The organism is Trinickia sp. (assembly GCF_051953955.1).
In the GTDB taxonomy this organism is placed as follows: Bacteria; Pseudomonadota; Gammaproteobacteria; order Burkholderiales; family Burkholderiaceae; genus Trinickia.
Window position 1 is genome coordinate 1 of the sequence record NZ_JBQCIF010000004.1, and the last position, 12,898, is coordinate 12,898.

The 12,898-nt window shown below is 64.9% G+C and carries 19 protein-coding genes; 1 reads left to right on the forward strand and 18 read right to left on the reverse strand.

Annotation, left to right across the window (positions count from 1 at the left end; genetic code table 11):
* Positions 1-449 (forward strand): S1C family serine protease (locus ACTHNZ_RS00780; RefSeq protein ID WP_440540581.1); only part of this gene is annotated, 449 nt, incomplete at its 5' end.
* A gap of 3 nt (positions 450-452) precedes the next feature.
* Here the strand turns inward: ACTHNZ_RS00780 and tatC are convergent.
* The 18 genes from tatC to ACTHNZ_RS00870 form a co-directional block, all read right to left on the reverse strand.
* Positions 453-1,232: a twin-arginine translocase subunit TatC gene (gene tatC, locus ACTHNZ_RS00785; protein WP_440540582.1), complete on the reverse strand. Its 780-nt coding sequence runs from the start codon at positions 1,230-1,232 to the stop codon at positions 453-455.
* Between the two features lie 96 nt (positions 1,233-1,328).
* Complete coding sequence (gene tatB / locus ACTHNZ_RS00790; RefSeq protein ID WP_440540583.1) at positions 1,329-1,874, reverse strand: Sec-independent protein translocase protein TatB; 546 nt, start codon at positions 1,872-1,874, stop codon at positions 1,329-1,331.
* Positions 1,875-1,955: 81 nt separating this feature from the next.
* Positions 1,956-2,204 carry a Sec-independent protein translocase subunit TatA gene (gene tatA / locus ACTHNZ_RS00795; protein ID WP_440540584.1) on the reverse strand — a complete coding sequence of 83 codons (249 nt, stop codon included), beginning with the start codon at positions 2,202-2,204 and terminating at the stop codon, positions 1,956-1,958.
* A 116-nt stretch (positions 2,205-2,320) separates the two neighbouring features.
* On the reverse strand, positions 2,321-2,683 hold the full coding sequence (locus ACTHNZ_RS00800) for a histidine triad nucleotide-binding protein (RefSeq protein ID WP_440540585.1): 363 nt from the start codon (positions 2,681-2,683) through the stop codon (positions 2,321-2,323).
* Positions 2,684-2,722: 39 nt separating this feature from the next.
* Positions 2,723-3,100, reverse strand: a complete 378-nt coding sequence (locus ACTHNZ_RS00805) for a DUF4870 family protein (RefSeq protein ID WP_440540586.1) — start codon at positions 3,098-3,100, stop codon at positions 2,723-2,725.
* A gap of 125 nt (positions 3,101-3,225) precedes the next feature.
* Positions 3,226-3,624: a phosphoribosyl-ATP diphosphatase gene (locus ACTHNZ_RS00810; RefSeq protein WP_440540587.1), complete on the reverse strand. Its 399-nt coding sequence runs from the start codon at positions 3,622-3,624 to the stop codon at positions 3,226-3,228.
* Positions 3,621-4,031 carry a phosphoribosyl-AMP cyclohydrolase gene (hisI, locus tag ACTHNZ_RS00815; protein WP_440540588.1) on the reverse strand — a complete coding sequence of 137 codons (411 nt, stop codon included), beginning with the start codon at positions 4,029-4,031 and terminating at the stop codon, positions 3,621-3,623. The genes ACTHNZ_RS00810 and hisI overlap by 4 nt, the downstream gene beginning before the upstream one ends.
* Entirely contained in the window at positions 4,031-4,804 is a 774-nt protein-coding gene (hisF, locus tag ACTHNZ_RS00820; protein WP_440540589.1) for an imidazole glycerol phosphate synthase subunit HisF, read from the reverse strand. The genes hisI and hisF overlap by 1 nt, the downstream gene beginning before the upstream one ends.
* Before the next feature lie 184 nt (positions 4,805-4,988).
* Positions 4,989-5,741, reverse strand: coding sequence for a 1-(5-phosphoribosyl)-5-[(5-phosphoribosylamino)methylideneamino]imidazole-4-carboxamide isomerase (gene hisA, locus ACTHNZ_RS00825; protein ID WP_440540590.1), 753 nt, complete (start codon positions 5,739-5,741; stop codon positions 4,989-4,991).
* 166 nt (positions 5,742-5,907) lie between these two features.
* A complete protein-coding gene (hisH, locus tag ACTHNZ_RS00830; protein ID WP_440540591.1) occupies positions 5,908-6,546 on the reverse strand; it encodes an imidazole glycerol phosphate synthase subunit HisH in 639 nt (212 codons plus the stop codon).
* 40 nt (positions 6,547-6,586) lie between these two features.
* On the reverse strand, positions 6,587-7,207 hold the full coding sequence (locus ACTHNZ_RS00835) for a YchE family NAAT transporter (RefSeq protein WP_440540592.1): 621 nt from the start codon (positions 7,205-7,207) through the stop codon (positions 6,587-6,589).
* Between the two features lie 39 nt (positions 7,208-7,246).
* Positions 7,247-7,834 carry an imidazoleglycerol-phosphate dehydratase HisB gene (hisB, locus tag ACTHNZ_RS00840; RefSeq protein WP_440540593.1) on the reverse strand — a complete coding sequence of 196 codons (588 nt, stop codon included), beginning with the start codon at positions 7,832-7,834 and terminating at the stop codon, positions 7,247-7,249.
* A gap of 20 nt (positions 7,835-7,854) precedes the next feature.
* Positions 7,855-8,925, reverse strand: coding sequence for a histidinol-phosphate transaminase (gene hisC / locus ACTHNZ_RS00845; protein WP_440540594.1), 1,071 nt, complete (start codon positions 8,923-8,925; stop codon positions 7,855-7,857).
* A 32-nt stretch (positions 8,926-8,957) separates the two neighbouring features.
* Entirely contained in the window at positions 8,958-10,280 is a 1,323-nt protein-coding gene (gene hisD / locus ACTHNZ_RS00850; protein WP_440540595.1) for a histidinol dehydrogenase, read from the reverse strand.
* Between the two features lie 70 nt (positions 10,281-10,350).
* A complete protein-coding gene (gene hisG / locus ACTHNZ_RS00855) occupies positions 10,351-11,028 on the reverse strand; it encodes an ATP phosphoribosyltransferase (RefSeq protein WP_440540596.1) in 678 nt (225 codons plus the stop codon).
* On the reverse strand, positions 11,025-12,311 hold the full coding sequence (gene murA, locus ACTHNZ_RS00860; protein WP_440540597.1) for a UDP-N-acetylglucosamine 1-carboxyvinyltransferase: 1,287 nt from the start codon (positions 12,309-12,311) through the stop codon (positions 11,025-11,027). The genes hisG and murA overlap by 4 nt, the downstream gene beginning before the upstream one ends.
* Positions 12,304-12,540, reverse strand: coding sequence for a BolA family protein (locus ACTHNZ_RS00865; protein WP_440540598.1), 237 nt, complete (start codon positions 12,538-12,540; stop codon positions 12,304-12,306). Before ACTHNZ_RS00865 ends, murA begins: the two co-directional genes overlap by 8 nt.
* 13 nt (positions 12,541-12,553) lie before the next feature.
* Positions 12,554-12,898 (reverse strand): ABC transporter permease (locus ACTHNZ_RS00870; protein WP_440540599.1); only part of this gene is annotated, 345 nt, incomplete at its 5' end.

A 12,898-nucleotide genomic window follows, 5' to 3' on the forward strand; every position in this document is an offset into this window, starting at 1 on the left:
ACTCGCGCTCGGGCGGCTCGCTCGGCATCGGGTTCGCCATCCCCGTTTCGACGGCGCGCAGCGTACTGGAAAGCATCATTACGACGGGATCGGTCACGCGCGGGTGGATCGGCGTCGAGCCGCAGGACGTCACGCCCGCCATCGCGGAATCGTTCGGGCTGGAGCAGCGCGGCACGATCGTCGCGGGCGTGTTGCAAGGCGGCCCGGCGGATAAGGCCGGCATCAAGCCCGGCGACGTCCTGCTCGAGGTGAACGGCGAGGACATCATCGATACGACGCGGCTTTTGAACGTGATTGCGCAGATCAAGCCCGGCACGCAGGCGAAGGTCAAGCTGATGCGCAAGAAGAAAGAGATGGACGTCGTCGTGACGATCGGCAAGCGCCCGCCGCCGCCGAAGCAGTCCGACAGCAACCAAGACGATGGCGGCGACGCCCAACAGGAGGAATGAGGGTCAGCCCGCCGCGCCCTCTTCCTCGGCCACCGGACGATCTTTTCCGACGATCAGCCGGGCCGCGAGAATCCCGGCTTCGTAGAGAATGATCAGCGGCAGTGCGAGGATCAGCTGCGAAAAGACATCGGGCGGCGTGACCACGGCGGCCACGATGAACGCGCCCACCACCACGTAGGGCCGGATGCTGCGCAGCTTCTTGAGCGTGACCACGCCCATGCGCACGAGCAGCACGACGACGATCGGGACCTCGAACGTGACCCCGAACGCAAGGAACATCGACAACACGAAACTGAGGTAGTTGTCGATGTCGGTCGACATCTGCACGTTCAGCGGCGCGTTGTAGTGGGCCATGACGCGGAAGATCGTCGGAAAGACGACGAAGTACGCGAACGACATCCCGCACAGAAACAAGATATAGCTGCTGCCCACGAGTGGGGCGACGAGTTTCTTCTCGTGCTGATAGAGCCCCGGCGCGACGAACGCCCAAATTTGATAGAGCACGAACGGCAGCGCAATGACGAGCGCGACGAGCATCGTCACCTTCACAGGCACGAAAAAGGAGCCCGTGACGTCGGTGACGATCATTCGCCCGCCCTTCGGCAGGTTCTCCATCAGCGGCCGGGCAAGCACCCTGAAGATGTCGGTCGCCCAATAGACGAGCCCGAGAAAGACGATGATGACGGCGCTGCCGGCCTTGATGATGCGGTCGCGCAGCTCGACGAGATGCGAGATGAACGACTCTTCTGGGCCTTCGTCCTGCTTCTGCTGGGGGTCGCTCACACCGGCCCTCTTAGTGAGATCGACGCGCGGTGCGCCGAAAAATCGGAAGTGGGAAGCCATCGACGGTCGAACGCTGCACGACTGGCATCGGCTCGGTCAAAGAAAGCGCCGCTGCTTGCGCAGGCTCGTGGGCGTATGGCGGGCGACGCGCGCGGCGCCCGATTGAACGTGCGTGCGACGGCCGACGGCACGCTTGTACCAGACGGGCGCGGCCGAGCGTTTGCCGCGCCAACTGACGCGCTTGGCCCTGGGTGGCGCGCTCGTGCGCCACGACGACGCACCCCCGAACGACGTGCCGGCATCGCCTGCCGCATCTTCCGCCGCCGCGCCTCCGGCAATACTGGGCGAGATCGACGAGCCGCTGCGGAACGCATCGTTCAGTTCGGCTTCGTGCTTGCGCAGATTGTCGTGGATGGACGTCTCGACGTTGCGCGCAGCCGATTCGAACTCGGTCTTCATTTGGCGCAGCGCATCGAGCTCGATCTCGCGCGTCACTTCGGCCTTCACGTCGTTGATGTAACGCTGGGCGCGGCCGAACAGCGCACCCGCCGTGCGGGCCACGCGCGGCAAGCGCTCGGGGCCGAGCACGACGAGCGCCACGACGCCGATCAGCGCCATCTTCGTCAGTCCGAGATCGAGCATTGAGGTGCCCTAGTCAATCGTCCGTTGTCGGTTGTACGGTCGTATCGCTTCATCCTGTGCCGCGGCGCGCGCGGCATTCGTTCAGCGGTAATCGTTCGAGCGCGATTTTTCCTTCGCCTCGACGTCGATCGTGTTCGTGCGCGGCAACTCGCGGCGCTCGGCATCGGTGGACGCGGGCGGGGACGGCGCATCGGCATCCTTCATGCCCTCTTTGAAGCCCTTCACCGCGCTGCCCAAATCGCTGCCGATGCTGCGCAGGCGCTTCGTGCCGAACACGAGAGCCACGATCAAAAGCACGATCAACCAGTGCCAAATGCTGAATGAACCCATGAAAACCTCCCAAGCCTCGCCGTCGCGCCATGCGGTGACGAGAATACCGGCCTTGCGACCCTAATCGGAGCGCTGACGCTCCCTGTCCATCGATGCGGCAACGGGCGCGCCGTGCCTCAGCCCATCCGCTTCCACGGACGCGGGCCGGCGAGGATGTGCGCATGCAAGTGGTAGACCTCCTGCCCGCCACCCGGCCCTGTGTTGATGACCGTGCGGAACCCCGTATCGCCGCCGGTGTACGCGCAACCGAGTTCGTCGGCCAGCCGCGCCACCAGAATCATCATTTTACCAAGCAGCGGAGCATCGCTTTCGCTGCAATTGGACAGGGTTTCTATGTGTTTTCGAGGGATGACGAGAACGTGCGTGTCCGCCGCCGGATGAATATCCTTGAACGCGACGAAGTCTTCGTCCTCATGGACCTTCGTGCTCGGGATCTCGCCCGAGGCGATCTTGCAGAAAAGGCAGTTGTCGTGACTCATGGTCTTCCTGGTGGCGAAGCGAAAACGCGCGGCACGTCGTCAAAACCACGCGCGAGGCTCGAGCGGCTTGTTCTCGTAGAGGTAGAGCCAGCCCTTCACGATACGGTACAGCATCCAAATCGACACGGCCGTCAGCACGATGAAGCCGATGAAGACGAAAAGGAGCGCGGCACCGATGATATAACCAACGAGCCCGATCCAAAACGAACGGATGAGCCAGGTCATGTGGGCCTCGCACGGCGTGCCCGCCGCATCGCCGCGCTTCAGGTAGGCAATGATGATCGCGACGATGATCGAAATGCCGCCCGTGAACCAGTGCAGCGCGAACAGCCCGTACAGAATGTGCGTCAACGTGCGCATGTCGCCGCCGGCTCGCGGCGTCGGGTAGGAAACGGGCGAACCCGGTCGTTGTTCCATGTTCACGCTCCTATCGCCAGGGTTTGGGCTTCAGCGCTGGCCCGCCTGCGTGTGCAAAGCTCGTGCAGTGGGCAATCGGAATCCGGGCCGTATCGAGCCGCAGCGGGCCGCATCGGCCGCACGGGCTAGCCGCCGTTTTCCTCACGCTCGCGGCGCTTGCGCAGCGCTTTTTCCTCGATGCCCGACAGGCCTTCGCGCCGCTCGAGCTCGGCGATGACGTCCGCGGGGCTCAGCTCGTAGTGCGACAGCATGACCAGGCAGTGAAACCAGAGATCGGCCACTTCGCCGACGAGCGCGCTCGGCGCGCCGCCCTGGCGCACGTCCTTCGCGGCCAGCACGACTTCGGTCGCTTCCTCGCCGATCTTTTTGAGGACTGCGTCGTCGCCCTTGTGAAACAAGCGCGAGACGTAGGACACCTCGGGATCGCCGCCTTTGCGGCTGTCGATGACCGCGGCCAGCCGCAGCAGCGTGTCTTGCGTCGTGGGAGCGGCGGTGTTTGCAGCCGTTTGCGTGGGTTCGGTCATCGGTAGATCTGCTCGGGGTCTTTCAACACGGGATCGACGGCGACCCAGTCGCCCTCCTGCGCCGTGCCTTCGAATTTCTGGAAAAAACAGGAATGGCGCCCGGTATGGCAGGCGATGCCCGACACTTGCTCGATCTTGAGCAAGACGACGTCCTCGTCGCAGTCGAGCCGCACTTCGCGTACGTGCTGCACGTGGCCGGATTCTTCGCCCTTGAACCACAGACGCTGGCGCGAGCGCGAAAAATAGACCGCGCGGCCCGTTTCGATCGTCTTCGTCAACGCCTCGCGGTTCATCCACGCGAACATGAGCACGTCGCCCGTCGTTGCTTCCTGCGCGATGACCGGCACGAGCCCGTTCGCGTCCCATTGGACCTTGTCGAGCCAGGATTTTTCGGCGGAAACGCCCATCATTGCCTCACTGAAATACCGCGCTCGGCCATGAAACGCTTCGCTTCGCCGACCGTATGCTCGCCGTAGTGAAAGATGCTCGCGGCCAGCACGGCATCGGCATGGCCTTGCTCGATGCCGTCGGCCAAATCCTTCAGCGAGCCGACGCCGCCCGATGCGATCACGGGCACGGGCACGGCATCCGATACCGCGCGCGTGAGCGCGAGGTCGAACCCGCTTTTCGTACCGTCGCGATCCATGCTCGTCAGCAAAATTTCGCCGGCACCGTACTCGGCCATCCGCTTGGCCCACTCGACCGCGTCGAGACCCGTCGCCTTGCGGCCGCCGTGCGTGAAGACTTCCCAACGCGCCGGCTCGCCTTCGCTCGAGACGCGCTTCGCGTCGATCGCAACGACGATGCACTGCGAGCCGTATTTCTGCGCGGCCTCGCGCACGAGCTCGGGCCGGGCCACCGCCGACGAATTCATGCTGATTTTGTCCGCACCCGCGTTGAGCAGCCGCCGGACGTCTTCCACCGCGCGCACGCCTCCGCCCACCGTCAGCGGGATGAAGACCTGCGCCGCGACCGCCTCGATGATCGGCAGGATCAGGTCGCGCTGATCGGACGTGGCCGTGATGTCGAGGAACGTCAGTTCGTCGGCGCCTTGCTCGTCGTAGCGGCGCGCGATTTCGACGGGATCGCCGGCATCGCGCAGCTCCACGAAATTGACACCTTTGACGACGCGGCCGGCGGTCACGTCCAGGCAGGGGATGATGCGTTTAGCTAGAGCCATGATGGTGCAAATGCCGCTAAGTGGGCCGCCCGCGGCGAAGCAGGCGGCGTAATGTCGTGGCGAGCCGAGGCGTCGCGGCGTCGGTGCGGCCGGCGCCGGCGGCACCGATCGATCGAGCCGCTCGAATTCATCGCGCTCCCGAAGCCCCGCGCCACGCCGGCGGCGACGGGCGACGCACCCCGCTTCAGGCGTCGTCCGATTCGCGCAGCGCGTCCGCGCGCGTTTGCGCCGTGGAGAAATCGAGGTCGCCCGAATAGATCGCACGCCCGCAAATGACGCCCTCGACGCCGTCTCCCTCGACCTCGCAAAGTGCTTCGATATCGGCCAAATTCGACAAGCCGCCGCTCGCGATCACGGGAATCTTGACGGCTCGGGCAAGTCGCACCGTCGCCTCGATGTTGACGCCTTGGAGCATGCCGTCACGGCCGATGTCGGTGTAGATGATCGATTCGCAGCCGTAATCTTCGAACTTGCGCGCCAAATCGACGACCTCGTGGCCCGTGAGCTTGCTCCATCCGTCCGTCGCCACCTTGCCGTCCTTGGCATCCAGGCCGACGATGATATGGCCGCCGAACGCGGTGCACGCATCCTGCAGGAAGCCCGGGTTCTTCACGGCCGCCGTGCCGATGATGACGTACGAGAGGCCATCGTCCAGATAACGCTCGATCGTTTCGAGATCGCGGATGCCGCCCCCGAGCTGCACGGGGATCTCGCTACCGACTTCGTCGATGATGGCGCGGATCGCCTCTTCGTTCTTCGGCTTGCCAGCAAACGCTCCGTTCAGGTCGACGAGGTGCAGCCGTCGTGCGCCCCTGGCGACCCAATGGCGAGCCATCGCCGCGGGATCCTCGGAAAATATCGTCGCTTGGTCCATATCGCCTTGTTTGAGGCGCACACACTGACCGTCCTTGAGGTCGATGGCGGGAATCAGCAGCATAGCAATCGCGTGAAATCTGGAAGGTTGAGTGTCGGTGCCGCCGGCGGCGGGCACACAATCGCACCCGCCGCCGAACAGCCGTGTCGCTTAGTTTAGTACAAGTCTTTCAGCGTGCCGCCCGCTTGCCGTCCGGATAGGACGAATGCTTACAGGCGGCCGCGGCACATCATGGGTTCCAGTCGACGAAATTGCGGTACACGCGCAGCCCGGTCTCGGCGCTCTTTTCCGGGTGGAACTGAGTCGCGAAGATGTTCTCGCGAGCCACGGCCGACGTGAACGTCGTGCCGTACTCGGTTTCGCCGGCCGTGTGCTCGCGGTTCTCCGGCGCGACATAGTAACTGTGGACGAAGTAGAAGAATGCACCGTCCGGCACGCCCGCCCACAATGGGTGGGTGCGCGTTTGCCGCACGCGGTTCCAGCCCATCTGCGGCACCTTGAAGCGCGAGCCGTCGTCCTGCAGCTTGCCTTCGAGCGCGAAGCGCAGGACTTTGCCGGGCATCAAGCCGAGCCCCGGCGTCGAGCCCTCTTCGCTCCAATCGAACAGCATCTGCTCGCCGACGCACACTCCCATCAAGGGCTTCGTGCGCGACGCCTCGAGCACCGCCTCCTGCAATCCCGATTCGCCGAGGCAACGCATGCAATCGGGCATGGCGCCTTGGCCCGGCAGCACGACGCGCTCGGCCTCGCGAATCGCTTCGGGGCGATCGACGATCGCCACGTCCACCTCGGGGGCAGCCTTCTTCAGCGCTTGGTACACCGAGCGCAGGTTGCCCATCCCGTAATCCACAATCGCAATCTTTTTCATCGCAAGCGCGCTTTTCAGCGCAAGTTGGGCAGCAAGCCTTTCACCGCAAGTTCGGCAGCAACGCCTTCAATCCGTCGACGATGAACTCCACCGCCAGCGCGGACAACATCAAACCCATGAGCCGCGTGCCGATGTTGATCCCCGTCTGGCCCACCCAGCGAGCGATCGGATCGGCCAGCCTGAGCGCTCCGAAACAGATGACCGCGATCACCGCGCCGATCACGACGAGCCAAATCCGGTCGAACCAGTGCGCCGCATTCGCCGAATAGACGATCACCGTGCTGATCGTGCCGGGGCCCGTCAACAGCGGGATCGCGAGCGGCACGACCGCGATGCTGTTCTTCGATTCGGCCTCGTCGCGCTCCTCGGCCGTCGCGCGCGTGTTGCCGACCTGGGCGTTGAGCATGTTCACCGCCATCAGCAGCATGATGATGCCGCCGCCGACCTCGAGCGAGCCGACCGAAATGCCGAAAAAACTGATGATCTGCTGGCCGAGCAGCGTCGTGATCGCGATCACGCAAAACACCGAAATCGAGGCGATGCGGATCGTGCGCCGCCGCTCCCCCTCGGATTGCTCCGATGTGAGGCTCAGAAAGAACGGCACCGCGCCGACGGGATTGATCAGCGCCAGCAGTGAAATGAACGATTTGAGAAGATCCATCGCAAGCCGGCGCCCCCGGAAAAGCGCGCCGGTCCGTGTTTAGAGACTTCCCTTCGTCGACGGAATCTGCCCCGCCGCGCGATCGTCGAGTTCCACGGCCATCCGCAGCGCACGGCCGAATGCCTTGAACACCGTTTCCAACTGATGGTGCGCGTTCAGGCCGCGCAAATTGTCGATGTGCAGCGTCACGCCCGCGTGATTGACGAACCCGCGGAAGAACTCGATCGACAAATCGACGTCGAACGTCCCGATCCGCGCCCGCGTGAACGGGACGTTGAATTCGAGCCCCGGACGCCCCGAGAAATCGATGACGACGCGCGACAGCGCTTCGTCGAGCGGCACGTAGGCGTGACCGTAGCGGCGAATCCCTTTTTTGTCGCCGATCGCCTTGGCCACGGCCATCCCGAGCGTGATGCCCGTATCCTCGACGGTATGGTGGTCGTCGATGTGCAAATCGCCATGCGCCTCGATGTCGAGGTCGATCAGCCCGTGGCGGGCAATTTGATCGAGCATGTGGTCGAGAAACGGCACGCCCGTTGCCAGCTTTTGCCGGCCGGTGCCGTCCAGATCGATCTTCACACGGATCTTCGTCTCGCTGGTATCGCGAAACACTTCCGCTACACGCATGGAATTCCTCGAATTGGCTTTTAATTCAGCGCTTGCTGGAGCGCCGCCAGCATTTGCGCGTTTTCGTCGGGCGCACCGATCGTCAAACGCAGGCAATTAGTCAGCAATGGGTGCATTTTACCCACGTTTTTGACCAAAACCTTCGCGTCGAGCAGCGCATTGAACGCCGAATCGGCATCGGGCACGCGCATGAGCAGGAAATTGGCCGCGCTCGGGAACACCGTCGTGCCCGGCAACGCCGCCAACGCTTGCGCCAGCTTGGCCCGCTCCGCACGCAGTTCGGCCGCTTGCGCCTCGAGCACGTCGACGTGCTCGAGCATGAACTCGGCTGCCGCCTGCGTCAGCACGTTCACGTTGTACGGCGGCCGAACCTTGTCGAATTCGTCGAGCCAGGCCCGCGCGCCGACGAGGTAGCCGAGCCGAATCCCGGCCAGCCCCAGCTTCGAAACCGTGCGCATGACGACGACGTTGTCGTAGTCGAGCACGCGGCCGATCCAGCTCTTTTGCGCAAACGGCTGGTAGGCTTCGTCGATGACGACGAGGCTCCCTTTCGCCTGTGCGATGACGCGCTCGATCTCGGCATCCGTGTAGAGCGTGCCCGTCGGATTGTTCGGATAGGCCAAGTAGATAATGGCCGGATCGTGCTCGGCAATCGCCGCGAGCATCGCGTCGATATCGAGCGTCAGATCAGCGCGGTGCGGCACACCGACGAACTCGAGCTGCGCGAACTTGGCCGACATCTGATACATGACGAAGCCGGGGACCGGCGCGAGCAGTTTCGCGCCCGGCTTCGCGCAGGCGATGGCGATCATGCTGATGAGCTCGTCCGAACCGTTGCCGAGCAGCACCTCGGCCTCGCTCGGCACACCCATCACCTGCTTGAGCTTGTCGATGAGCACGGCCGGCCGCGGCTGCGGATAGCGGTTCAGCGCGACACCGGCCAGCACGTCGCCCAATTGCGCGGCGAGCGGTGCCGGCAACGCGTAGGGATTCTCCATCGCGTCGAGCTTCACGAAGCCGGTCGCGTCGGCCACCGCGTAGGTCGTCATCGACAGCACGTCGGGGCGAATGATGTCTGCGGGTTGGGTCATGGTGGTCTGCCTGTCTGGTTATCTACCTTCGTCTAGCCGCTCTGTCTCATTCGGTACTCGGCGCTGCGGGCATGCGCGGGCAGCCCTTCGCCGTACGCGAGCTCGGCCGCGATCTCGCCCAGCGTTTGCGCGCCCTCGGCGCTCACCTCGATCACGCTCGAGCGCTTGAAGAAGTCGTAGACGCCGAGCGGCGACGAGAAGCGCGCCGTGCGCGACGTCGGCAAGACGTGGTTCGGCCCGGCGCAATAATCGCCGAGACTCTCGCTCGTGTAGCGGCCCATGAAGATCGCACCCGCGTGACGAATCTCCTTCGCCCACTGATGCGGTTCGAGCGCCGAAATCTCCAAGTGCTCGGGCGCGATCTGGTTGGCGATCGCGCAGGCTTCGGCCATGTCCCGCACTTTGATGAGCGCGCCGCGATCGACGAGCGAACGCTCGATCACGTCGCGCCGGGGCATCGTCGGCAACAGCTCGGCAATCGCCTCTTCCACGCGAGCGATGAACGCTTCGTCGGGACAGAGCAGGATCGACTGGGCGAGCTCGTCGTGCTCGGCCTGCGAAAACAGATCCATCGCGACCCAGCGCGGATCCGTGGTGCCGTCGCAAAGCACGAGGATTTCCGAAGGTCCGGCAATCATGTCGATGCCGACCGTGCCGAACACGCGCCGCTTCGCGCTAGCCACATAGGCGTTGCCGGGGCCGCAAATCTTATCGACGGCCGGCAGCGTTTGCGTGCCGTAGGCGAGCGCGCCGATCGCCTGTGCACCGCCGATCGTGAACACGCGATCGACGCCGCCGAGCAGCGCGGCGGCGAGCACGAGCGGATTGCGCACGCCGTCCGGCGTCGGCACGACCATGACGATCTCGCGCACGCCGGCCACGCGCGCCGGAATCGCGTTCATGAGCACCGACGACGGGTACGCGGCCTTGCCGCCCGGCACGTAGATGCCGGCACGATCGAGCGGCGTGACCTTTTGGCCGAGCACGGTGCCGTCGCTTTCGGTGTACTGCCAGCTATGGCTGCCGCACTCGATCTTCTGCTTCTCGTGGTAAGCGCGCACGCGCGCGGCTGCCGCTTCGAGCGCCGCGCGCCGTTTCGGCTCGAGCGCGTCGAGCGCCTGCTCGAGCTCGCTGGCCGGCAGCTCGAGCATGGCTACGCTTTCCGCCGCGAGCCGGTCGAAGCGGTTCGTGTATTCGAGGACGGCGGCATCGCCGCGCGATTTCACGTCGGCCAGAATCTGCGCGACCGAGCGTTCGATCGCTTCGTCTTCGCTCGCCTCGAAGGCGAGCACGGCAGCGAGCTTCGCGGCGAAGTCGCCCGCGCTCGAGTCGAGTTTGCGAATCGTCAGTGACATGCTGGTATCCGTTTCGGTAATGCGCGTGCCGGGCATGACGGCCGGGCGCGCGCGGCGGGCCCCGCCCGCGTCAGGCGCTTGTCGCCGTCGTGCGCTGCGACGCTTGCTCGAACGCATCGAGCAGCGGTTTGAGCGCCGCGCGCTTCAATTTCAGCGCCGCTTGGTTCACCACGAGGCGCGAGGAGATCTGCATGATTTCCTCGACTTCGACGAGATCGTTCGCGCGCAGCGTGCCGCCCGAGCTGACCAGATCGACGATGGCGTCGGCCAGGCCCACGAGCGGCGCGAGCTCCATCGAGCCGTACAGCTTGATCAAGTCGACGTGCACGCCCTTCGCCGCGAAATGCTCGCGGGCGGTCTGCACGTACTTCGTCGCCACGCGCAATCGCGCGCCTTGCCGCACGGCATTGGCGTAGTCGAAGCCGGCCTTCACCGCCACCGACATGCGGCAGCGCGCAATGTTCAGATCGATCGGCTGATAGAGGCCGGAGCCGCCATGCTCGAGCAGGACGTCCTTGCCCGCGACGCCGAAGTCGGCCGCGCCGTATTCGACGTAGGTAGGCACGTCGGTCGCACGCACGATGATCACGCGCAAGTTCGGCGCGCTCGTCGGCAAAATCAGCTTGCGCGACGTCTCGGGATCTTCGGAAACGTGCACGCCGGCGGCCGCGAGCAGCGGCAACGTTTCCTCGAAAATCCGGCCCTTCGAGAGCGCGAGCGTCAGGGGTGTCGTATCGAGTGTGCTCATGCGTGGTTCTCCGATGCAGCCGCGGCCCGCTCCGACATGCGGCGGGCGCGCGCGCCGATCGCGGTCAGCTTTTCTTCCATGCGGTCATAGCCGCGATCGAGGTGATAGATGCGGTCGACGAGCGTTTCGCCCTCGGCCGTGAGCCCCGCGATCACGAGGCTCGCCGACGCCCGCAGATCGGTGGCCATGACCGTCGCACCCGAGAGGCGCGGCACGCCCGTGACCAGCGCCGTATTGCCGTCGACCGTGATGCTCGCACCGAGCCGATTGAGCTCCTGAACGTGCATGAAGCGGTTTTCGAAGATCGTCTCGACCACTTGCGACGTGCCGTCGGCAATCGCGTTCAAAGCCATGAACTGCGCCTGCATGTCGGTCGGGAACGCAGGGTATTCGGATGTGCGCAGCGAAACGGCACGAGGGCGCCGCATCATCCGCACGCGAATCCAATCGTCGCCTTCCTCGATCGTGACACCGGCCTCGCGCAGCTTCATCGTGACGGCCTCGAGCGTGATCGGCCGCACGTCGCGCAGCGTGACTTCACCGCCGGCCGCTGCCACCGCGCACAGAAACGTGCCGGCTTCGATGCGGTCGGGAATCACCGAATGGCGCGCGCCGTGCAGCTTCTCGACGCCTTGGATCACGAGCCGATCCGTGCCGATGCCGTCGATCTTCGCGCCCATCCGCACGAGCAACTGTGCGAGATCGCCCACTTCGGGCTCGCGCGCCGCGTTTTCGAGCACCGTCTCGCCGTCTGCCAGCACGGCCGCCATCATTAGATTCTCGGTGCCGGTGACCGTGATCATGTCGGTCATGATGCGCGCGCCCTTCAGGCGCTTCGCGCGCGCTTCGATGTAGCCGTGCTCGATGCCGATCTCGGCGCCCATCGCCTGCAAGCCCTTGATGTGCTGGTCGACCGGCCGCAGTCCGATCGCGCAGCCGCCGGGCAGCGACACGCGCGCTTCGCCGCAACGCGCGAGCAGCGGTCCCAGTGCCAGGATCGACGCGCGCATGGTCTTGACGAGCTCGTACGGGGCGAGCGGCCAGTCGACGTGCGCCGCCTCGAGCGTGACGCCGCCGCGCTCGTCGTCGTGCTGGCGCACGCCCATCTGCGACAAGAGCGCCCGCATCGTGCGCACGTCGTTCAGGCGCGGGACGTTGGCGAGCGTCAGCGGCTCGGCGGTCAAAAGCGATGCGCAGAAGATCGGCAGTGCCGCATTCTTCGCGCCGGAGACGCGCACCTCGCCTGCGAGCCGCTGGCCGCCTTCGATGACGAGCTTATCCATTCGCCGCCTCTTCAGGCGTCAGCGTCGTCATCGACAGCGCGTGAACTTCCTCGCGCATCCGATCGCCCATCGCCGCATAGACGAGCCGGTGCCGCGCAATGCGTGAAAGACCGCGAAAGGCGGGCGAGACGATGCGTGCCTCGAAATGGTGACCGTCGCCGGCGACCTCGACCTCGTCGCATGCGAGGCCGTTGCGGATCGACGCTTCGATCGATTGGGGAGTGACCATGTGGGAAATCGTTTCAGTGCCGCAGCTTGTAGCCGCGGGCGAGCATGGCGAGGGCGACCGCAGCGAGCGCGACCGCAGCTCCCGCGACGAGCGCAAGCGACAAGCCGGGCGCGATGTCGGAGAGTCCGAAGAATCCGTAGCGGAACCCGTCGATCATATAAAAGAACGGGTTGAAATGCGACAGCACCTGCCAGAACGCGGGCAGCGTGTGGATCGAGTAGAAGACGCCGCCGACGAATCCGAGCGGCAGCAAGACGATGGACTCCATCGAGTACACGTGATCCAACGACTTCGCCAGAGCGCCCGCGATGACGCCGATCTGTGCCGCGACGAGCCAGACTCCCACGGTCCCGGCAAG